Source organism: Micromonospora sp. NPDC048842 (genome assembly GCF_040649935.1).
GTDB lineage: Bacteria > Actinomycetota > Actinomycetes > Mycobacteriales > Micromonosporaceae > Micromonospora > Micromonospora hortensis.
Genome location: NZ_JBEZGK010000013.1, coordinates 152,312 through 172,309 on the forward strand (window position 1 = coordinate 152,312; position 19,998 = coordinate 172,309).

General features: G+C 71.9%; 21 protein-coding genes. 10 read left to right on the forward strand and 11 right to left on the reverse strand.

Annotated features, from left to right (window positions below):
• The first annotated feature begins 98 nt into the window (after positions 1 to 98).
• Together AB0C19_RS20115 and AB0C19_RS20120 are read left to right on the forward strand one after the other, a co-directional pair.
• Positions 99 to 692: an antibiotic biosynthesis monooxygenase gene (locus tag AB0C19_RS20115; RefSeq protein ID WP_112584652.1), complete on the forward strand. Its 594-nt coding sequence runs from the start codon at positions 99 to 101 to the stop codon at positions 690 to 692.
• 120 nt (positions 693 to 812) lie between these two features.
• Positions 813 to 1,664, forward strand: coding sequence for a GDSL-type esterase/lipase family protein (locus AB0C19_RS20120; RefSeq protein ID WP_357187412.1), 852 nt, complete (start codon positions 813 to 815; stop codon positions 1,662 to 1,664).
• Between the two features lie 17 nt (positions 1,665 to 1,681).
• Here AB0C19_RS20120 and AB0C19_RS20125 read toward each other — a convergent pair whose 3' ends face one another.
• The 3 genes from AB0C19_RS20125 to AB0C19_RS20135 form a co-directional block, all read right to left on the reverse strand.
• Positions 1,682 to 2,437: an EcsC family protein gene (locus AB0C19_RS20125; RefSeq protein WP_357187415.1), complete on the reverse strand. Its 756-nt coding sequence runs from the start codon at positions 2,435 to 2,437 to the stop codon at positions 1,682 to 1,684.
• 49 nt (positions 2,438 to 2,486) lie between these two features.
• Positions 2,487 to 2,633, reverse strand: coding sequence for a hypothetical protein (locus tag AB0C19_RS20130; protein WP_357187418.1), 147 nt, complete (start codon positions 2,631 to 2,633; stop codon positions 2,487 to 2,489).
• Positions 2,634 to 2,739: 106 nt separating this feature from the next.
• On the reverse strand, positions 2,740 to 3,603 hold the full coding sequence (locus AB0C19_RS20135; protein ID WP_357187421.1) for a peptidase M23: 864 nt from the start codon (positions 3,601 to 3,603) through the stop codon (positions 2,740 to 2,742).
• 420 nt (positions 3,604 to 4,023) lie between these two features.
• On the opposite strand from AB0C19_RS20135, the gene AB0C19_RS20140 reads away from it, so the two are divergent.
• From AB0C19_RS20140 to AB0C19_RS20150, 3 genes are all read left to right on the forward strand, one after another.
• The gene (locus tag AB0C19_RS20140) at positions 4,024 to 4,944 is read left to right on the forward strand and encodes a PAC2 family protein (RefSeq protein WP_357187424.1); all 921 of its coding nucleotides are present in this window, start codon (positions 4,024 to 4,026) and stop codon (positions 4,942 to 4,944) included.
• Between the two features lie 37 nt (positions 4,945 to 4,981).
• Positions 4,982 to 5,779 carry an exodeoxyribonuclease III gene (locus AB0C19_RS20145; RefSeq protein WP_357187426.1) on the forward strand — a complete coding sequence of 266 codons (798 nt, stop codon included), beginning with the start codon at positions 4,982 to 4,984 and terminating at the stop codon, positions 5,777 to 5,779.
• A gap of 80 nt (positions 5,780 to 5,859) precedes the next feature.
• Positions 5,860 to 6,177, forward strand: coding sequence for an antibiotic biosynthesis monooxygenase (locus AB0C19_RS20150; protein WP_210781367.1), 318 nt, complete (start codon positions 5,860 to 5,862; stop codon positions 6,175 to 6,177).
• A 421-nt stretch (positions 6,178 to 6,598) separates the two neighbouring features.
• On the opposite strand, the gene AB0C19_RS20155 is transcribed toward AB0C19_RS20150, so the two are convergent.
• Both AB0C19_RS20155 and AB0C19_RS20160 read right to left on the reverse strand, forming a co-directional pair.
• Entirely contained in the window at positions 6,599 to 7,264 is a 666-nt protein-coding gene (locus AB0C19_RS20155) for a class F sortase (RefSeq protein ID WP_238682885.1), read from the reverse strand.
• Positions 7,265 to 7,499: 235 nt separating this feature from the next.
• Positions 7,500 to 8,087, reverse strand: a complete 588-nt coding sequence (locus AB0C19_RS20160; protein WP_357187492.1) for a hypothetical protein — start codon at positions 8,085 to 8,087, stop codon at positions 7,500 to 7,502.
• 208 nt (positions 8,088 to 8,295) lie between these two features.
• Here AB0C19_RS20160 and trmB point away from each other — a divergent pair, with 208 nt between their 5' ends.
• Together trmB and AB0C19_RS20170 are read left to right on the forward strand one after the other, a co-directional pair.
• Positions 8,296 to 8,925, forward strand: a complete 630-nt coding sequence (gene trmB, locus AB0C19_RS20165) for a tRNA (guanosine(46)-N7)-methyltransferase TrmB (protein ID WP_357187495.1) — start codon at positions 8,296 to 8,298, stop codon at positions 8,923 to 8,925.
• A 112-nt stretch (positions 8,926 to 9,037) separates the two neighbouring features.
• A complete protein-coding gene (locus AB0C19_RS20170) occupies positions 9,038 to 11,551 on the forward strand; it encodes a DUF3516 domain-containing protein (protein ID WP_357187431.1) in 2,514 nt (837 codons plus the stop codon).
• Here the strand turns inward: AB0C19_RS20170 and AB0C19_RS20175 are convergent.
• Complete coding sequence (locus AB0C19_RS20175; protein WP_357187433.1) at positions 11,529 to 12,617, reverse strand: acyltransferase; 1,089 nt, start codon at positions 12,615 to 12,617, stop codon at positions 11,529 to 11,531. The genes AB0C19_RS20170 and AB0C19_RS20175 overlap by 23 nt on opposite strands.
• Before the next feature lie 358 nt (positions 12,618 to 12,975).
• Here AB0C19_RS20175 and AB0C19_RS20180 point away from each other — a divergent pair, with 358 nt between their 5' ends.
• Both AB0C19_RS20180 and AB0C19_RS20185 read left to right on the forward strand, forming a co-directional pair.
• Positions 12,976 to 13,620: a hypothetical protein gene (locus AB0C19_RS20180; RefSeq protein WP_357187435.1), complete on the forward strand. Its 645-nt coding sequence runs from the start codon at positions 12,976 to 12,978 to the stop codon at positions 13,618 to 13,620.
• Between the two features lie 279 nt (positions 13,621 to 13,899).
• Positions 13,900 to 14,715: a hypothetical protein gene (locus AB0C19_RS20185; protein WP_357187438.1), complete on the forward strand. Its 816-nt coding sequence runs from the start codon at positions 13,900 to 13,902 to the stop codon at positions 14,713 to 14,715.
• Positions 14,716 to 14,864: 149 nt separating this feature from the next.
• Here AB0C19_RS20185 and AB0C19_RS20190 read toward each other — a convergent pair whose 3' ends face one another.
• The 4 genes from AB0C19_RS20190 to AB0C19_RS20205 form a co-directional block, all read right to left on the reverse strand.
• A complete protein-coding gene (locus tag AB0C19_RS20190; RefSeq protein WP_357187441.1) occupies positions 14,865 to 15,812 on the reverse strand; it encodes an iron-siderophore ABC transporter substrate-binding protein in 948 nt (315 codons plus the stop codon).
• On the reverse strand, positions 15,812 to 16,789 hold the full coding sequence (locus AB0C19_RS20195; protein WP_357187444.1) for an ABC transporter ATP-binding protein: 978 nt from the start codon (positions 16,787 to 16,789) through the stop codon (positions 15,812 to 15,814). The genes AB0C19_RS20190 and AB0C19_RS20195 overlap by 1 nt, the downstream gene beginning before the upstream one ends.
• 19 nt (positions 16,790 to 16,808) lie before the next feature.
• Positions 16,809 to 17,834: an iron ABC transporter permease gene (locus tag AB0C19_RS20200; RefSeq protein WP_357187447.1), complete on the reverse strand. Its 1,026-nt coding sequence runs from the start codon at positions 17,832 to 17,834 to the stop codon at positions 16,809 to 16,811.
• Positions 17,835 to 17,950: 116 nt separating this feature from the next.
• Complete coding sequence (locus tag AB0C19_RS20205) at positions 17,951 to 18,997, reverse strand: iron ABC transporter permease (RefSeq protein WP_357187450.1); 1,047 nt, start codon at positions 18,995 to 18,997, stop codon at positions 17,951 to 17,953.
• A gap of 141 nt (positions 18,998 to 19,138) precedes the next feature.
• Here AB0C19_RS20205 and AB0C19_RS20210 point away from each other — a divergent pair, with 141 nt between their 5' ends.
• Positions 19,139 to 19,498 (forward strand): YciI family protein, encoded by a 360-nt coding sequence (locus AB0C19_RS20210; RefSeq protein WP_357187453.1) that lies wholly within the window; start codon positions 19,139 to 19,141, stop codon positions 19,496 to 19,498.
• A 12-nt stretch (positions 19,499 to 19,510) separates the two neighbouring features.
• Here AB0C19_RS20210 and AB0C19_RS20215 read toward each other — a convergent pair whose 3' ends face one another.
• Positions 19,511 to 19,903 carry a cytidine deaminase gene (locus AB0C19_RS20215; RefSeq protein ID WP_357187456.1) on the reverse strand — a complete coding sequence of 131 codons (393 nt, stop codon included), beginning with the start codon at positions 19,901 to 19,903 and terminating at the stop codon, positions 19,511 to 19,513.
• Positions 19,904 to 19,998 lie beyond the last annotated feature (95 nt).

Consider the following 19,998-nt stretch of genomic DNA (forward strand, 5'->3'; position numbering starts at 1 on the left):
CGACCGATCGCCGGCGAGACCGGGCGGCACCGGGGTGCGCTGGTGTGCTCGATTACATCCGTTCGCGCCGCGGCCGTCGTCGACCGCAGGATGGGCGCATGTCAATGACCCTCGCCGTGCCGGTGACCGTCTCCATCGCCCGCCGCGTCGATCCCGGCCGGGCCAGCGAGATGGTGGCCTGGATGCGGGCCGGCACCGCGCTGGCCGAGGCGTTCCCCGGGTTTCTCGGCGCCGGCTGGGTGCAGAGCGGCCCCGGTTCGCCGGAGTGGCACATGCTCTACCGCTTCGCCGACGCCGAGACGCTGCGCCGGTGGGAGGAGTCGCCGCAGCGGCACTGGTGGCTCAGCTCGGCACAGGGCATCGTCGAGCACACCCGGGTCGAGCGGCGCACCGGGATCGAGGGCTGGTTCGACAGGCCGCTGGAGCACTCGGTGGACCCGGTGGAACCGGCCCCGCCCGCGTCGCCGCCCCGGTGGAAGCAGGCGGTGACCATCTGGCTTGCGTTCTTCCCGCTGAGCCTGACCGCCACCCTGCTGACGAGCCGCTTCCTCGACGCGGTGCCGCTGGCGGCCCGGGTGCTGCTGATGACGCTCTGCCTGACCCCGCTGATGACCTATCTGGTGCTGCCCCGGATCACCCGGGCGTTGCACTGGTGGCTGCACGGTCAGCGGGCACCGTGGCGGGACGCATAGCACCCCGACGGCTTCCGCCTGGGCACTCTGCCGCATACCCGACAGCAACTTCCCGGCCCACCACATCCTGCGCATAGAGTTACCGCGCTGTCGCTCTGTGCTGCGGGAACGGGAGACGTCATGCCTCGACGCTGGGTGGCCGCACTGGCCTGTCTCGCGGCGCTTGTCGCACTGGCCTGCGAGGGCGGCAACTCCGCGGAGCCCCGCCCCACCACGACCGCCAGGCCGACGACCGGGCCCGGCGGCATCGCCGCCCTCGGCGACTCGATCAGCACCGGCTTCGCCTCCTGCCTGGTGCTCACCTCCTGCGAGCGCAACTCCTGGTCGACCGGGGACGGGCTGCGGGTGCAGAGCCACTACCGGCGGCTGCTCGAACAGAACCCGGCGATCCGCGACCGGACGTACAACCATGCCCGTCCCGGCGCCCGCGCGGACGCCCTCGTCGGTCAGGCCGAGGCGGCGGTACGCGACCGCGCCGACTACGTGACAGTGCTGATCGGCGCCAACGACGTCTGTCGGGGCGGGGTGGACGCGATGACGCCGGTGGCGCAGTTCCGGGCCGACGTCGACCGGGGGCTGCGGGTCCTGCGGACCGGCAGGCCGAAGGCACGGGTGCTGGTGGTGAGCATCCCCGACCTGTACCGACTCTGGGAGGTCGGACACGACGACGCCCGGGCGACCCGCGCGTGGCGGCGGGGCATCTGCCCGGCCCTGCTGGCCGAGGCGACCTCGACCGCACCCGCCGACCGGGCGCGCCGGGCCGCCGTCCGGGAGCGGATCGACGCCTACAACGCCGAACTGAAGGCGGCCTGCCGGGCGTACGGATCACGGTGCCGGCACGACGGCGGCGCGTTGCACAAGGTCCGGTTCACCCTGGACCTGCTCAACCCGCTGGACTGGTTCCATCCCAACGCCACCGGCCAGGGCCGCATCGCCGAGGTGACCTGGCGCTCCTCCGGCCTGGCCAGCTGACGACCCCGATCGGCCCGTCAGGGTTGGCGCGGCTCCGGGACGGCGTTGCCGCGGGAGCCGTAGAGGGCCCGAGACCGCTGGGCGAGGTCCTTTGTGGCCGACGAGTTGGCCCAGGTGCCGAGCACGATGGCCGCACCGGGGACGATCTTGGCGACCATCCGCTTCGCGGCCCGGACGCCGGCCATCTGGGCCAGCCGAATGCCGAGTTGCAGCATGACCCGACCGAGCGGACGCTGCCCGCCCAGGCCGAAGAGCGCGTCGGCGCGTTCCCGGCCGGCGGCCACGCCGAGCGCCAGCCGGGCGCTCTCGGCGACCTTGTGCACCCGCTGGAGCACCAGCAGGTCGGTGGCCCGGTCGTTGTGCAGGGGGTCGACGTCGTACGCGGCGGCGATGTGCAACACCATCCGCGCCTGGGTCCAGGCCAGCACGCCCACGTCGATCACGGCGCCGGGCAGCCCGGCCACGCCGGAGACCGCGCCGGACAGTCGGGCGAGGTTGACGAACTTGCGGGCCGCCTGGTCGGCAAGGACGTCGGCGGAAACCCCGGGCTGCTCGGCCCGGGCACGGGCGGCCCACTGCACGGCTTCCGGCCCGAGGCGGCGCACCGCCTCCAGGGCAAGGTGCTCCGGCGCGTACTGCGGGTCGTCACGCATCCGGTCCCAGAGCCGGGCCGGCGGACCCTCGGGGGCGTCCACCGGCCCGGCCGGCAGGTCGACGGACGGCTGCGGAGTAGGGGCGGCGGGCTGACCGCCGACGTGCGGAGTGTCGGTCACCAGGTCTCCCCAGGGGTGGAAACGGTGGACAGGGCGGCCGATGGAGCGGTCAGCGGCGGCGGTTGGACAGCCGGGAAGCCAACCCCTTCAGCTTCTGCTGGTTGCCCGGCTTGGCCATCTCGCGCCGGCCCCGGTCGACCAACTGCTGCCCCTTCGGCGATTTCAGAAACGCGCTGATCCGCTGCATCAGTGACATAACGTCCTCCTGTCGATGGTCCCGTACTCATGTGTACCCCGAACCCGCAACACAAGTACCCGGGATGCGACAGCCTCAACCCTGACCGTCCATAGTGGGCGGAAGGTTACCGCCCCGCCGGCACGATCGCGTCAACGACCCGGGTGGCCCGCCACTCGTGCTGCTGGTAGTGCTCGGGGTACGCGGAGACCTGCACCGCCTGGGCGGCGTCGGTGAGCCGCATCCGCTGCCAGCCGGGCACCTGCTCCAGCGCGCTGAGGAACTGCCGGGTGGCGAACTCGGGGTCCATCAGCCGCCCCACCGGGCCCCAACCGCTGCTGGAACGCTGCTGGAACAACCCGACCGAGTCGTGGTCCCAGCCGACGCCCTGGTGCGGATAGTCCTGCGACTCGGGCAGCACGCCGCTGGCCACGTTGTAGAGGTTGCTCTCCTGCATGGCGGTGGCCACCGCGATCACCAGACCCCGGCGCGGCACCCCCATCTTGCGGCCGGCGCGGACGATCGCCTCGGCGTTCTCCATCTGGTCCTCGTCCAACCCGGCGACGGGCGCCGGGTCGCTCGGGCGAGCCGGGACGACCTTGCGGGTCGGCGCGCTGGTGTCCGGGTCGGCGGGGCTCGCCGCGGCGGACTGGGCGGCGGAGGCGGAGGTGCTCGGGGCAGCCGTGCGGTCGAGGGAACGTGAGGCGCGCTGCTGCTCGGCGCGCTGCGCCAGATCGGAGCTGGAGAGCGATCCACTCCGGGTCGCGGCGTCGGCGTCCTCGTTGCGAACCTGGACGACGGCGGTCAGACCGAGGCAGCACACCACACCGGTGGCCAGCGCCAGCTGTGCCCGGCGTCGACCGGTCAGGTCCCGGGCGTACGCCCGGAGCCGGCTCGCGGCGGTTGTCCGTTCGGTTGAGGTGCCATCCTCCGTATCGGCAGTGGGCCTGCTCGGGGCGTACGGGTCGTCGAGGGTGCCGTCGTCACGCATCAACCGAGGCTAGGCAGGTGGGAACCCCGATCACGCACGGTGATCACGTGGCGCTCGACACAGATCGGAGCCGCACTGGTGGACGACCTGGGCGGGGTGACCCGCCCGGGGAACGGACCTCGCGTACCGGATGAAGCTGGCGCCGCACGCGGACCGGCACGGTGCCGGACACTACCGAACATTCCACCTCCGAGCCTGACATGATCGACAAACTCGGCCTTTGGGCCGAACCGCCCCTCGGCCGATCGGCCATGAGGCTCGGCCTGGTGGCGTAAACAGCCGATTAGTCCGGTCACGCCCACCACCCGGCCAACGGATCGCCCGACGCAGGAATGCGCCAGGATGGCGGGTACGTTGCCCGAACGGGTGCCCTCCGTCGCGACGGCGCCCCGCAGGCACATTTCAGGGAGGTCCGCACCGGTGCTCGACCCACACGAGCTCTACCAGCTCACCGACGATCTGCCCGACCTCGGGCAGCCGGTCCTCATCCAGGCCCTCACCGGGTTCGTGGACGCCGGAAACGCCAGCCGACTGGCGCGTGAGCAGCTACTCACCTCGCTGGAGGGTCGGCCGATCGCCACGTTCGACGTCGACCAGCTCTTCGACTACCGATCGCGACGACCGGTGATGACATTCGTCGAGGACCACTGGGAGAGCGTCGACGCGCCCCAGCTGGAGCTGCACCTCCTGCAGGACGACGACGAGACCCCGTTCCTGCTGCTCACCGGCCCCGAACCGGACCTGCAGTGGGAGCGCTTCGTGGCCGCCGTGGCCGGGCTCGCCGCCCGGCTGGACGTCCGGCTCACAGTGGGGCTCAACTCGATCCCGATGGCGGTCCCGCACACCCGGCCGACCGGGGTGACAGCGCACGCCACCCGCCCCGAACTGATCGCCGGCTACGAGCCCTGGTTGCAACGCGTCCAGGTGCCCGGCAGCGTCGGTCACCTCCTGGAGTTCCGCCTCGGCGAGCAGGGCCGCGACGCGCTGGGCTTCGCCGCCCACGTGCCGCACTACGTGGCGCAGACCGAGTACCCGGCCGCCGCCGAGGTGCTGCTCACCTCGGTGTCGCGCAGCACCGGGCTGCTGCTGCCCGGCGACGGGTTGCGCTCGGCCGCCGAGGTGGTCCGGGTGGAGATCGACCGGCAGGTCGCGCAGACCGAGGACGCCGCAGCCCTGGTCCAGGCCCTGGAGGAGCAGTACGACGCGTTCGCCCGGGGTCGGGGCGAGAAGAGCCTGCTCGCCCCGGATGCCGGCCCGCTGCCCACTGCCGACGAACTCGGCGCCGAACTGGAACGGTTCCTGGCCGAACAGACCCGTCCCGGCGACACCCCGGGCAGCTGACCGGGCGTCGCGGCGTCGGATACGGCAGGCTGGGGGCATGCGCCTGGCGACCTGGAACGTCAACTCGGTGAAGGCCCGCCTACCCCGCCTGCTGGAGTGGCTGGCCGACACCGGGCCGGACGTCGTCTGCCTTCAGGAGACGAAATGTCCGGACGGTGCCTTCCCGGTGACCGAGGTCGGCGAGCTGGGCTACACAGTGGCCAGCCACAGCGACGGCCGGTGGAACGGGGTGGCCATCCTGTCCCGGGTCGGGCTGGGCGACGTCCGGGTCGGGTTCGCCGACGAGCCCGGCTTTCCCGAGCCCGAGGCCCGGGCCATCTCCGCCACCTGCGACGGGGTGCGGGTCTGGTCGGTGTACGTGCCCAACGGCCGGACGCCGGACGACCCGCACTACGCGTACAAGTTGGCCTGGTTCGCGGCGCTGCGCGACGCGCTGGACGCCGAGTTGGCCGGCGGGTTGCCGCTGGCGGTCTGCGGCGACTTCAACGTCGCCCCGACCGACGCCGACGTCTGGGACCCGGCGGTCTTCACCCACTCCACGCACGTCACCCCGGCCGAGCGGGCAGCCCTCGCGGCGCTGCGCGACCTGGGCCTCAGCGACGTCGTGCCGACCCCGATGAAGGGCCCACACCCCTTCACCTACTGGGACTACCGGGCCGGCATGTTCCACCAGAACAAGGGCATGAGAATCGACCTGGTGTACGCGTCCGCGCCGTTCGCCCGAGCGGTCCGCTCGGCGTACGTGGACCGCGAGGCCCGCAAGGGCAAGGGCCCCTCCGACCACGCGCCGATCGTGGTCGACGTGGACCTGGTCCCGGCGGTGGAGACGTTCTGAGCCCACCCGGTCGTTCCCACTGCCGGTCCGATGCCACGGGCGGCCGCCCCGGTGCCGCGTCCGCTGGCTAGGGTGGGCAGATGGCAGTCGTGAAGATCAACGCAATCGACGTCCCGCCCGGCGGCGGCGCGGAGTTGGAGAAGCGGTTCGCCGCCCGGGCCGGCACCGTGGAGAACTCCCCCGGCTTCCTCGGCTTCGAACTGCTCCGCCCGGTGGCCGGCGAGACCCGCTACTTCGTCTACACGAAGTGGGAGAGCGAAGAGGCGTTCCAGGCGTGGGCCGCCGGCCCGTCGCGCGCCGCCCACGCCGCCGCCCCCGGCGACAAACCCCGCCCTCCGGTCTCCACCGGCGCCAGCCTGCTGGAGTTCGAGGTGGCCCTGCACGTCCCCCAGCCCTAGCAGGCCTCGCGGCCGGCCTCTCAAAACCGGACGAATTTCCCCGCCTCGACACGTCGCCAGGCAGCAGTTTCCCCGGAAGTACGCGGATCTTGGCCATGCAACGACGGGTTCGGGGCGGTTCGGGCGCGTCGAAGCGGGTATCGAGCGGCACCCGGCGCCTTGATCGCGCTCGATCCTGGATCTAGTCCCCTCCTCTCCACCGCGAGGCCACTACATCCTTGTTCGAGCACGACCTTGACCGGACCCGGCGACGCAGTGGGGTGCCCGCCAGGGCGGGCCTGCCCTGGCGGCTTGACAGTCACCGCTTCTAAAAAATGACTGAGCCGATTTCCGCGGTCAGCTCGATAGCCCAGTCAAGCTGCGGACAGTCGTTGCGACCGCGGCACTCCAGGCACCCGCTGACGCCGAGACGGGGTCGATCTCAGGGCTTGCGGGAGGACTGGAGGGTGGCGAAGGCGATGACGTTGTCGGCGTAGCCGGTGCGGCCCCCGATGAACTGCCCACCGCAGGTGATCAACCGCAGCCCGGGTGGCCCGTCGTTGCCGTAGATCCGCTCGGCGGGCAACTGGTCCTTCGGGAAGTGCTCCACGGTGTCGACCCGGAACACCACCACCGACTCGTCCGCCCGCGCCACCTCGATCAGGTCGCCGGGGTGCAGCTTGCCCAGGTCGTAGAAGACCGACGGGCCGGTCTTCGTGTCCACGTGCCCGACGATCACCGCCGGGCCAGGCTCACCGGGGGTGGGCCCCCGGTCGTACCAGCCGGTCTCGTTGTGCCGTTCCAGCGGCGGTACGGCGATCGAGCCGTCGCGCGCCTGCCCGACGGGTGCCACCGGCGCGGTCACCTTGATCGCTGGCACGGAGAGGCGCACCGGGCGACTGGCCGACAACCCGACCGACTCACTGCGGGCCGGTCGGTCACCGCCGGTCGGGGCCAGGTCGAACGGGCCCACCGAACGGCCCAGCCCCGCCCCGGTGGCGAAGACCCCAGCCAACACCAACACCACTGCCAACGGTACGGACCAGGGGCTGCGGCCGGAGGGACGACTACGCCGGGGGGCGACGGCGGTCGCCGGACGCGCTGCCACCGAGGGGCGGTCGGGATCCGGCGGGCGCTGGGAACGCGACGAGCGTTCGGGACCTGACGGACGGTCGGAGTCCGGCCAACCGTCGTCCACCGGCAGCCGAACGTCATCGGGCGGCAAGGCGGGACGGCCGGCGAACGGCTGGCGGGCAGCGTCCGGCGGCGAGGCGGGACGACCGGGCGACGGCGGGCGTGAACCCGCTGGCGGCGGCGTGGGGCGGAAGATCGTCATGGCGGGCTCAGCGACGCGCGGCGGCTCGGGGGCGGCGCATCGCCATCACGGCGAGGATCAGCCCGCTGATGATCAGTGCCGCGCCGCCGGGCAGCAGCAGCTTGCCGGTGATCCCGCCGCTGCTCCCACCGAACCCGGTCGCCGGACCACGGCTGGGTTGGTTGGGGATCTTCTTGACCACCTGGAGCATCGTCGAGGCGGTCTCGCCGTCGCGGCACTCCAGCTTGACCCGGTAGTTGCCGGGGCGGGTGCGCTCGCGGACCATCGGCGCGGCGGTGAGCACCCCGCGCTGCGGCTGCACGCCGACCGCCCCGAAGGCGTCGGAGACCACCGTGGCGCCCACCGAGTTGTCCCGACAACTGGCCCGGATGCCGACCAGGTAGCCGGGCTGCACCGTGCTGGGGCTCACCTCGACGAAGATGTCCACCGCCGGCGTCGGTTGAGGCGCTCCGCCGGGCGGCCCTCCGGGCTGCGGTGCCGGCGCGACGGCGACAGCCCGCTCGGGCGCGGCGAGGGCGGGTGTGGTGGCCAGCAGGGGGCCGGCCAGCACGGTCACCAGCGACAGGGTCACGACGCCGCGGGTCACTGTCACGATGCCCCCTCTCGACGCCGTGCGGCCGGGTCGGGCGGTGGAGCACCCGACCTGCCGTACCAGTTGGATCCTCTCATTTCCGGTCGCACATCACATCCGATCCGCCGGCGGCGTCGCGTACGCTCGGGTCGCTGTGACCGCCACCGAACATGACCCCGCCGTCCCGCCCGCGAGCCGGACGATCCGCACGTTCCACCCCCGCCGGGGTCGGATGAGCGACCGGCAGACCGACGCGCTGAGCCGGCTCTGGCCCGCGTACGGCCTGGATGTGCCGGACGGACCTGTGCTGCCCGTCGACCTGGCCGACCTGTTCGGTCGCCGGGCGCCAGTGGTGCTGGAGATCGGCTCGGGCATGGGCGACACCACCGCTGCGATGGCTGCCGCCGACCCGGATCGAGATTATCTGGCGGTCGAGGTGCACACGCCGGGAATCGCCAACCTGCTCCACCTGGTGGAGCGCGGTGGCCTGCGCAACGTACGGGTGGCGGAGGGCGACGCGTTGTCACTGGTCAACGGCTTGCCTGAGGGCGTGTTGGACGCCGTGCACATCTTCTTCCCGGACCCGTGGCCGAAGTCCCGCCACCACAAGCGGCGGATCATCCAGCCGACGCACGTGGCGCTGCTGCGGTCCCGGCTGCGCCCCGGCGGCGTGCTGCACTGCGCTACCGACTGGGCCGAGTACGCCGAGGCGATGCGGGAGACGCTGGAGGCCGACCCGGAGCTGGTGGACACGTACGGCGGCTTCGCGCCGAGACCGGCGCACCGGCCGGTGACGAAGTTCGAGCGTCGGGCGATCACTGCCGGTCGGCCGGTCGCGGACCTGTTGTACCGCCGACGGTGACCGACGAAACGCCCGAACAGGAGCAAAGCGGAGCGTTCGGGACGCCCGGACGGGGATCCGGTGCGGGCCGGGTTGGCGTACCGGGGCATGATCCAGGCACCATGGACAGGCTATGACGCTCACCGCCGCGCTGCCGACAAGCGCCGACCCCGACACCCTCTTCGACGCGTTCGCCAGCTGGGCGAAGGAGCGCGGCCTCGACCTCTACCCCCATCAGGAAGAGGCGGTCATCGAGATCGTCTCCGGCGCCAACCTGATCATGAACACGCCCACCGGCTCGGGTAAGAGCCTGGTGGCGATCGCCGCGCACTTCGCAGCCCTCGCCGACAGCCGGACGACCTTCTACACCGCGCCGATCAAGGCGTTGGTGTCGGAGAAGTTCTTCGCGCTCTGCGAGGTCTTCGGGGCCGAGAACGTCGGCATGCTCACCGGCGACGCCAGCGTCAACGCCGACGCCCCGATCATCTGCTGCACCGCGGAGATCCTGGCGAACCTGGCGCTGCGCGAGGGCACGAAGGCCGACGTCGGCCAGGTGATCATGGACGAGTTCCACTTCTACGCCGAGCCCGACCGAGGCTGGGCGTGGCAGGTGCCGATCATCGAACTGCCGCAGGCCCAGTTCATCCTGATGTCCGCCACCCTGGGGGACACCACCCGCTTCGTCGACGACCTGACCCGGCGCACCGGGCGCCCGACCGCCGTCGTGCGCACTGCGGAGCGTCCGGTCCCGCTCATCTTCTCGTACGCGATGACGCCGCTGCACGAGACGCTTGAGGAACTGCTGGAGACCAAGCAGGCGCCGGTGTACGTCGTGCACTTCACCCAGGCCGCGGCGCTGGAACGTGCCCAGGCGCTGACCAGCGTCAACGTCTGCACCCGCGCCGAGAAGGACATGATCGCCGAGGCGATCGGTGGTTTCCGGTTCACCGCCGGCTTCGGCAAGACCCTGTCCCGGCTGGTCCGGCACGGCATCGGCGTGCACCACGCCGGCATGCTGCCCAAGTACCGCCGCCTGGTGGAGACCCTCGCCCAGGCCGGCCTGCTGAAGGTCATCTGCGGCACCGACACCCTCGGCGTCGGCATCAACGTGCCGATCCGCACCGTGCTGTTCACCGGCCTGTCCAAGTACGACGGGGTCCGCACCCGGCTGCTGAAGAACCGGGAGTTCCACCAGATCGCCGGGCGGGCCGGCCGGGCCGGCTACGACACCATCGGCCGGGTCGTCGTGCAGGCCCCCGAGCACGTCATCGACAACGAGAAGGCCCTCGCCAAGGCCGGCGACGACCCGAAGAAGCGGCGGAAGGTGGTCCGCAAGAAGCCGCCGGAGGGCTCGATCGGCTGGGGCCAGCCCACCTTCGACCGACTCGTCGACGCCGAGCCGGAACCACTGACCTCCAGCTTCCAGGTCAGCCACTCGATGCTGCTCAACGTCATCGGCCGGCCCGGGGACGCGTTCACAGCGATGCGGCACCTGCTCACCGACAACCACGAGGAGCCCGCCGCGCAGCGCCGGCACATTCGCCGCGCGATCGCCATCTATCGGGCGCTGCGCGCCGGCGGGGTCGTCGAGGAGCTACCCGAGCCGGACGAGACCGGCCGGCGGATCCGGCTCACCGTCGACCTCCAGCTCGACTTCGCCCTCAACCAGCCGCTCTCCCCCCTCGCGCTGGCCACCATCGAACTGCTCGACGCCGAGTCCCCGTCGTACGCGCTCGACGTGCTGAGCGTGATCGAGTCGATCCTCGACGACCCCCGGCAGATCCTCTCCGCGCAGCAGTTCAAGGCGCGCGGCGAGGCGGTCGCCGCCATGAAGGCCGAGGGCATCGAGTACGAGGCCCGCATCGAGCTGCTCGACGAGGTGACCCACCCGAAGCCCCTCGCCGAGCTGCTGGAGGCCGCGTACGAGATGTACCGGCAGGGGCACCCCTGGGTCGCCGACCACCAACTCTCCCCAAAGGCCGTCGTCCGCGACATGTACGAGCGGGCCATGACCTTCACCGAGTACGTGCAGTTCTACGGGCTGACCCGCTCGGAAGGTCTCGTCCTGCGCTACCTGGCCGACGCGTACAAGACGCTGCGTCAGACAGTGCCCGAGGACGCCAAGACCGAGGAGCTGATCGACCTCATCGAGTGGTTGGGCGAGCTGGTCCGCCAGGTCGACTCCAGCCTCATCGACGAGTGGGAACGACTGCGCAACCCGTCCGACGTGGCCGAGGTCGCCCAGGCGCACGCCGCACTGACCGACCGGCCACCGGCGGTGACCCGCAACGCGCGGGCGTTCCGGGTGTTGGTGCGCAACGCCCTGTTCCGACGCGTCGAGTTGGCAGCGCTTCGCCGCTGGGACCTGCTCGCCGAGTTGGACGCCGAGGACGGCTGGGACTACGACGCGTGGGCCGACGCCCTGGCGCCGTACTTCGAGGAGTACGACTCGATCGGCGTCGGGCCGGACGCCCGAGGGCCGGCGCTGCTCATGATCGAGCAGGGGCGGGAACGGTGGACCGTCCGCCAGAGCTTCGACGACCCCAACGGCGACCACGACTGGGGCATCAGCGCCGAGATCGACCTGGCGGCCTCGGACGAGGTCGGCGCGGCGGTCGTGCGGATCACCGACGTCGGCCAGCTCTGACCTGTCGATCGGCGCGGTGCCGACCGGCGGCGCCCGGCCGAGGAACCAACAGTGCCGGCGTACGCCGGGCGGCCACGTCCTCGATCCAGCCGAACAGCAGCACCGCCCCGGCGGTCAGTAGGCACACCCCGGTCAGTCGCAGCGCGATCGAGGCCACCGAGTTGTACGGGAGCATCGGCGCGAGCAGCAGGAACATCCCGAGGCTGGCCGGGATGTGCCAGAGGTAGATGGTGACCGCTCGAGCGTTGACCACCCGGAGCACGGCGCCCAGCGGCACCCGGCCGACGAGCCGGGGCTGCACCCTCAGTAGCACTGCGACGAGAGCCATCGACCACAGTGTGGTGCCGCCCGCGATGTGGTTGAGGTCGACGGCCCGGCCGGTCACCATGGCGGCCACCACCCAGGTGCCGCCCACCCCGGCGAGGCCGGCCACGAGGCACCCGTACCAACGCCACGGAACGCGGTGCAGCAGCCGATCATGGTGGGCGAAGCCCATCAGCCAGCAGGACAGGTAGGCGGCGACGAAGTAGCCGGCGTGCACTCCGGCGAGATGCATCCCGACCGGCAGCGCGGTCGCGACACCGATGCTGGGCCACGGCCAGCGGCGGAACAGCCACAACAGCACCGGCGAGAGCAGCACCAACCACAGATAGGTGACGACGTACCAGAGCCCGATGTGGAACACCCAGGCCCAGGACTGCCCGCCCACCGGCGGCACCCGCAGGGGTAGCACCCACCAGAGCAGTTCAGCCCATCCGGCCACGCCACTCGGCAGTGGACGCCAGCCGACGGAGAGCACCACCAGTGCGATCGCGCCGAACGCCCAGTACGGCAGCAGCAGCCGGCGCAGCCGCCGGAGCACGGCCGCCGGACCGCGCCGGTCGAGTGACGCCGCCATCAACGAACCGGCGACGCCGAACATCAGACCCATCGCCGGCACCAGCAGGCTCAGCCAGATCCAACCGGTGACGTGGAAGATCACGACGCGGGCCAGGGCGATCGTCCGCAGCAGGTCCAGGTAGCGGTCCCGGTCAGCTGCGGGGTCGGCGGACTGGACGGTCCGCACCGCCGTACCCCTGCCAGGGATGGTGACCCTGGACGCCTCATCGATGACCACAACGCACAATAACGCCACAAGTAGGACAAATTTTGTGGCATCGCGAACGCGAGCAAGACAGCGTTCCGCCCCCCGGGCGGCTATTCCTCTGATCAGCCAGCTTCCCCAGCCGGCAGGCCGACGGATGCCAGACGGTGAACCAGATCCGTCAGCGCCGACCGACCGGCGGCGCCCCACGACACTCGCCCGGCTGGGCGATTCGTCCGGTTGCCAGGAGGCGGCACACCCTCTCATCTTCGCTGGGCAATGTCAGACCCGTCGATTAGAATGTATGTACTAATAGAGATCCTGACCTGGGAGGACGCCCGTGACCGCGCCCGCCTCGACGCCCCTCACCCCCTACGCCACACTGCTCGGCTTCACCCGCTACGTCGACCGCACCGGCCCCACAAAGGCGACCTTCGTCGGCGGGCTGCGCAAGCAGCGCGCCAGCCGGTCCGGCTTCAACCCGCACGGCCAGTTCGTCAAGGCGCTCAAGGCCGACATCGCCTTCCACACCGGCGGCACCCACCTGGCCGGGGTGGCTGACATCGTCAAGCCTCGATGGCGCCCGCTCTACCAGACGCTCGTCCCCGGCGCCACTACCTGGCTGCACTCCCTCGGCGAGCCGGCCGCCCTCGATCTCGCCCAGACCCGCGACGCCCTGGCGATGCTGGGTGACCTGCCCGTCAAGATCAACCCCCACTTCGGGGTACGCCACGCCGACGGCCGCGCCGAAGCGGTCCGCCTGCACTTCGACGAGGCCCCACCGAGCGAGGAATCGGTGCTCGCCACCCTGCACCTGATGGCCCGACACATGGACGCGGTGCTCCCGCACGCCGAGCCGGTCCTGGTCGACGTCCGCCGCGGCCTGGCCCACCGCATGCCCACCGACGCCAAGCCCGACCAGATCGAACGATGGCTCTCCGGCGAAGCCGCCGCCTTCCGCGCCATCTGGTCCACCGCCGCCTAACCCACCCCCATTCCCACCCCCTCCACCTCACCCGCCCACCTCATCCGCCCAAGATCCGCGCAACTTCGGGGATGCTGCTGTCTCGCGTCGCGGCGAGGCAGCAAGAAGAGCGAAGTTGCGTGGATCTTGGCGGTCCGCCCTGGTTCAGGGGTTATCCACAGGGGCTGCGGGTGAATGCGAACGCCGGTCATGGTGTCTGTCATGCCTGTTCCCCCACGACGGCCGGCGAGCCTTCAGGGACGCGTCTTTCGCGGCTCCCGCGTCGTTGCCCAAGGCCTGTTGACCCGGACAGAGCTGCGCAGCAGGGCGTGGCGTCCGCTGTTCCGGGATGTCTACGCTGATGCTCGGCTGGCGGTCACCCACCGCACTCGTTGTGCCGCCGCGGCACTGTGGGTTCTGCCATCAGGCGCGGCGATCGCTGGTCGCAGTGCGGCGGCGCTGTACGGCGCGGCGCCGGTCGCCGACCACGAGCCCATCGACGTGCTCGTGCCCGCCGGCAAGCGGTTCGGTCCGGTCTCAGGGCTCGTCGTGCACACCGGCGCGATCACCACGACCGACGTCGCCGTACGTCAGGGCATCCCGCTGACCACGCCGACGCGCACCTGTTGGGACCTGGCCCAGTGGCTGCCAACGGAGGACGCCGTCGCCGTCGTAGATCGCCTTGCCAGACAACAGCTGGTGGCGCTCCCTCGACTGCGCGCGGACTCCCGAACACGGATCGGCAACCGGGGTTGGAAACGGATGGCGCGTGTGGCTGAGCTGGCCGACGCGGGCGCGGAGTCGATCCCAGAGTCCCGGCTCCGCGTGCGGATAGTGCTCGCCGGGGTGCCGACGCCCGTGACGCAATTCGTGGTCGAGCGCGATGGGAGGTTCGTGGCCCGTCTCGATCTGGCGTGGCCGCACCTCAAGGTCGCCGTTGAGTACGACGGGTTGTGGCATGACGATCCCGAGCAGTTCCATCGAGACCGACGCCGCCTCAACCGACTGCTCGGTGAGGACTGGATCGTCCTGCACGTCACGGCAAAGCGGTTTCGCGAGGACTTCGACGGCTTCCTCGCCGAACTCCGTCGAGCCATCCGGTCCCGCACCCGCTGACGCAGGCAAAGACCTCGGACGCTCCAAGATCCGCGCAACTTCGGGGATCCTGCTGCCTGAACAGCTCAGGAGTCAGCACTTTCACCGAACTTGCGCGGATCTTTAGAGGTCGGATGTGCACCACGCCGGCGGGCGGCGCTGGTGGGGTGTCAGGCGGCGGGGAGGTACTTGGTCAGGTCGTCGAGGATCTTGTTGGCGGCGCCGACGCCGATGCCGGTCATCCAGACCTCGTCGGAGACGGGGTACGCCTTGCCGGCCTTGACCGCGCCGAGGCCCTTCCACAGCGTCCCGCCGGCGACCTTGGTCTGCTCGGCGGCGGCCTTGTCGCCGTACGCGGTCACGAAGATGACATCACCGTCGACCTCGTTGACCCGCTCGGGGCTGACCAGGTCGAAGCGCTTGTCCTCCTTGTTGGCGAGCAGCTGCCGCTCGGGGCGGCCCAGGCCGGTGTCGCCGATGACGATGCCGGAGAACGAGTCCGGGCCGTACACCCGGATGTTGCCGGGCAGGAACCGCACGATGGAGACCTTGCGCGCGGCGGCGTCGCCGAGCGTCGCGCCGAAGTCCTTGGCCCGCTTCTCGTACGTGGCGAGCAGATCCTTGGCCTGCTGCTCACGGCCGAGCGCCTTGCCGTCGAGGAGGAGGTTGTCCTTCCAGGTGATGCCCACCTTGTCGGTGAACACGGTCGGCGCGATGGCTGCCAGCTCGTCGTAGAACTTTTCCTGGCGGAACTTGCTGCCGAGGATGAGGTCCGGCTTCAGCGCGTTGATCGCCTCCAGGTCGGGCTCGGTGAGCACCCCGACCTCCTTGATGCCGGCGAGCTTGTCCGCGCCGAAGTAGGTGGGCCAGCTCTTCGCCTCACCTGCGGTGGCCGCGCCGACGGGCGTGATGCCCAGCGACAGCGCCGTGTCGATCTTGTCGGTGTCGAGCACGACGACGCGCTTGGGCTCGGCCGGGACCTTGGTGGTGCCCATGGCGTGGGTGATCTCCCGGGTGTCCCCGGTGGTGGAGCCGGCGACCGGGTCGCTCTCACCGCAGGCGGTGAGGCCGGCGCCGAGGGCGACGGCCGCGGCGAGAGCTGCGACGAGACGACGCATCAGAGTCCTTTCGAGGGGTGCGAGCCGGCGAGCGGGTTGGCCGCGTCGCCGGTGGAGGGTCGGGCGTCCGGTACGGACGCCGTCGACGAATCGGGGTCTTCCGCGCCGGCGGGCGCAGCGGCCGGGTCACCAGCGCCACCCGGCGAGGCGACCGCGCCGCCCGACGCGGCAGCGGGAGCGGCAGCGGGAGACGGAGCGTTGCCGCCGGTGTAGGCGGGCACCACCAGCGGTGCGCCGGTCACCGGGCAGGGCACCACCACGCAGGCCAGCCCGAAGACGTCGCGGACCAGGTCGGCGGTGAGGATCTCCCGGGGTGGTCCGGCGGCGACCACGGCGCCGTCGCGCATGGCGACCAGGTGGTCGGCGTAGCGGGCGGCCTGGTTCAGGTCGTGCAGCACGGCGACCACTGTGCGGCCTCGCTCGGAGCGCAACCGGTGCAGGAGGTCCAGCACCTCCACCTGGTGGGCCAGGTCGAGGAATGTGGTCGGCTCGTCCAGCAGCAGGGCGTCGGTGTCCTGGGCGAGGGTCATGGCGATCCACACCCGTTGCCGCTGACCGCCGGAGAGGCTGTCCACCGGTCGGTCGGCCAGGTCGGTGACGTCGGCGAGGGCCATCGCCTGGTCCACCGCCGCGCCGTCCTCCGACGACCACTGCCGCCACCACCGCTGGTAGGGCTGTCGGCCGCGCCCGACCAGGTCCGCCACGGTGACGCCCTCGGGCACCAGCGGGCTCTGCGGCAGGACGCCGAGGCGGCGGGCTACCTCCCGGGTCGGCAGGTCGCGGATGGCGGTGCCGTCCAGCAGCACCGTGCCGCGGCGGGGAGTGAGTAGCCGGGCCATCGTGCGCAGCAGTGTGGACTTGCCGCACGCGTTGGGCCCGACGATCACTGTGAACGCGTCGGTGGGCAGGTCGAGGTCGAGCCCGTCGAGCACGGTCCGCTCGTCGTAGCCGGCGACCAGGTCGCGGGTGGAGAGCATCACACGACTCCTTGAGGCGTCACGACGACCGCCGCCGGCCACGCAGCAGCAGGAAGATCAGGTACGGGCCGCCGATCGCGGCGGTCAGCACACCGGCGGGTAGTTGGGTGGGTGCGAACAGGCGCCGGCCGGCCAGGTCGGCCAGCACCAGCAGGAGTGCGCCGAGCAGCGCCGCGCAGACCAGCGGTGGTCGTTCGGCGCGTACCAGGCGACGGGCCACCTGCGGGGCGACCAGCGCCACGAAGTCGACGGCGCCGACCTGGGCGGTGACCATCGCGGCGACGAGTACGCCAGTACCGGCGAGGCCGATCCGGCGGGCCACCGGGCGCAACCCGACACCCCGGGCGGTGTCGTCGTCCAGGGCGCTGCTGTTCAGTGCCCAGCCGGCCCAGGCCAGCACCGGCAGCAGCACCAGCAGCGTGCCGGCGATCCAGGCGGCCTCGGTCCAGCCCTTGCCGGCCAGCGTGCCGATCAGCCAGATCTGCGCGCGCAGCCCGTCGATCGGGTCGGCGGTGAGCATCACCACCTCGGTGAGCGCCCGGAAGCCGAACGCGACCGCCACCCCGGCGAGCACGAACCGCTGCGCGGCCAGCCCGTGCCGGGCCCCGAGAGCGAACAGCAGCACCGCCGCGAGCAGCCCGCCCACCAGCGCTGTGGGCGCCACCAGCACCGCGGCCATTCCGCTGGTCAGCGCCACTGTCGCGGCGAGGCCGGCGCCCTGGGTGATGCCGATGACGTCCGGGCTGGCGAGTGGGTTGCGGGCCACGCTCTGGATCAGCGTGCCGGCCACGCCGAAGGCGGCACCGGCCACGGCCGCCAGCACCACCCGCGGCAGCCGAAGATCAAAGACCACGAGGTCGTACGGGGTGCCCGCTCCGGAGAGGGCGCGCAGCACGTCTGCCGGGGCGACGTACGGGGTGCCCAGCGAGAGGCTGAGGACGACGGCCAGCAGGAGCAGCACGGTCAGCACGGCGGCCACCAGTACCGCGCGTCGGCGAATCAGCAGGCTGACCGGGCCGACGCGCAGCAGCGAGCGTCCCGGCACGCCGCCACGGACGGCACCAGCCGAGCCGGCGACCGACAAGCCAGCCGAGCCAGATGAGTCAGACGAGCCAGCGGGGCCGGGCGAGCCAGCGGGGCCGGAGGAACGGCGGGTGGTGGTCACGCGGTCACCACCCGGGCGCGGCGGACCAGCACGGCCAGCAGTGGCGCGCCGATCAGCGCGGTGACGATCCCGGCCGGGATCTCGCCGGGCGGGGCGACGAGCCGACCGACGATGTCGGCGGCGAGCAGCAGCGCCGGCCCGAGCAGGGCGGAGACGGCGAGGGTCCAGCGGTGGTCCGCGCCGACCAGGGCGCGGGCCAGGTGCGGCACGGCCAGCCCGACGAACGCGACAGGTCCGGCGGCGGCGACCGCGGCGCCGGTCAGCAGCACGGCGGCGAGGCCACCACCGAGGCGGACCAGGCCGATCCGGTGGCCGAGACCACGGGCCACGTCGTCGCCGAGGGCCAGCGCGTCCAGGCCCCGGGCCACCAGGGCGGCCAGCACCAACCCGACGAGGACGAACGGCAGCACCTGCGCGGCGACCGACAGGTCCCGGCCGGCTAGCCCGCCGACCACCCAGAAGCGGTACTCCTCGAAGGTGCGGGCGTCGATGCTGAGCAGCGCGTACACCCCGGAGGCCAGGCTGGCGTCGAGCGCCGCGCCGACCAGCGCGAGGGTGACCGGGCTGGCGCCCTCGCGGGCGCGGGTGGCGATGGCGAAGACCAGCAGCCCGGCGATCAGGGCCCCGGCGATGCCGAACCAGACGTACCCGGCGAGCGTGCCGACGCCGAAGACGGAGATCGCGAGCACCACCCCGAACGACGCGCCCGCGCTGATGCCGAGGATGCGCGGCTCGGCGAGGGGGTTGCGGGTGAGCGCCTGGAACAGCACCCCGGCCACGGCGAGCGCGAGCCCTACCGCGAGGCCGAGGGCGGTCCGGGGCATCCGCAGCTCACGCACGATGGTGCTGGCGTCGCCGCCGTCCGGCGCGACGAGCGCGTGCCAGACCTGGTCGACGCCGAGTTGTCGGCTGCCGAGGGCGAAACTGGCCAGCACTGTGAGCAGGAGCACCAGCGCGGCCGCGACGGTGACGGCCACCCGGCGGCCGGTGCGGGTGCCGGACCGGTTGCGGGCCTGAGTCGGCCGGGTGGCGAGGGTGGTCACGAGTCTCCTGCACGTTCACGCTTAGGTTCGCCTAACCTTAGCCGCTCAGTTGAGGGCCACCTAACTGGCGCTCATCGATCCGCGGCAGGCTGAGCAGGGCAGACGCCCGCGCGAAGGGGGCCGCGCGCCTACTGTTGGCTCATGCGATTCGACCAGCACACGGTCGTCCTGCTGACCCGGCCGTCGGATCCGCCGGAACTGCCGCAGGACGCGATCGACCGGTTGCGGGACGCGCACCTGGCCCACCAGGCGGGCCTCGTGCAGCAGGGACTCGTGCTCGCGGCCGGGCCGTTCCTGCACCCCGACGACGAGCAGCTGCGGGGCTTCGTGGTGCTGTCCATCGCCCCGGACGAGGCCCGCGCGCTGTTCGCCAACGACCCCGCCGTGCGGGCCGGTCGCCTGGTCGCGCGGGTCACGTCGTGGCTGCTTCCGGAGGGCACAGTGCGGTTCGAGAGCGTGCCGGTGCCGCAGTCGATGCTGGAGGCGGCCTCCGGGGACTGACCCCCGACCTGGTCAGCCGGCCGAGCCGCTGCCGGTATCCGCCGGCAACTCACTGAGCGGGATCACCCGCAGGGCGTCCATCGGGCCGACGACCACCAGCAGTTGCGGGAAGTAGTCCCGCAGCACCTGCTGGCACCCGGCACAGGGCGCGACGACCTCGCGGCCACGGTCGGCGACAGTGACGATCGTCTCCAGCGCGGTGACGCCCTGCGTGGCGGCCGTGCCGATCACGACAAGTTCGGCGCAGGCCCCTCCGGTGGCGTGCTGGACGTTCACCCCGGTGAAGACCCGACCGTCAGCGGTCCGGGCCGCCGACGCGACAGTGTGGTGCTGGCTGCGGCAACGCAGCTTGGAGACCGCGGTGGCGGCCTGCACCAACGCACGGTCGGTGTCGCGCATCTCCATCCGGCTCCCCCAGCGCTCGACGTCGGCCGCCAACTCTAGGGCCCGCTCGTGGCCGTCAAGGGACCGGAGGTGGCCGTCGGAAAGCCGGCCGCTCG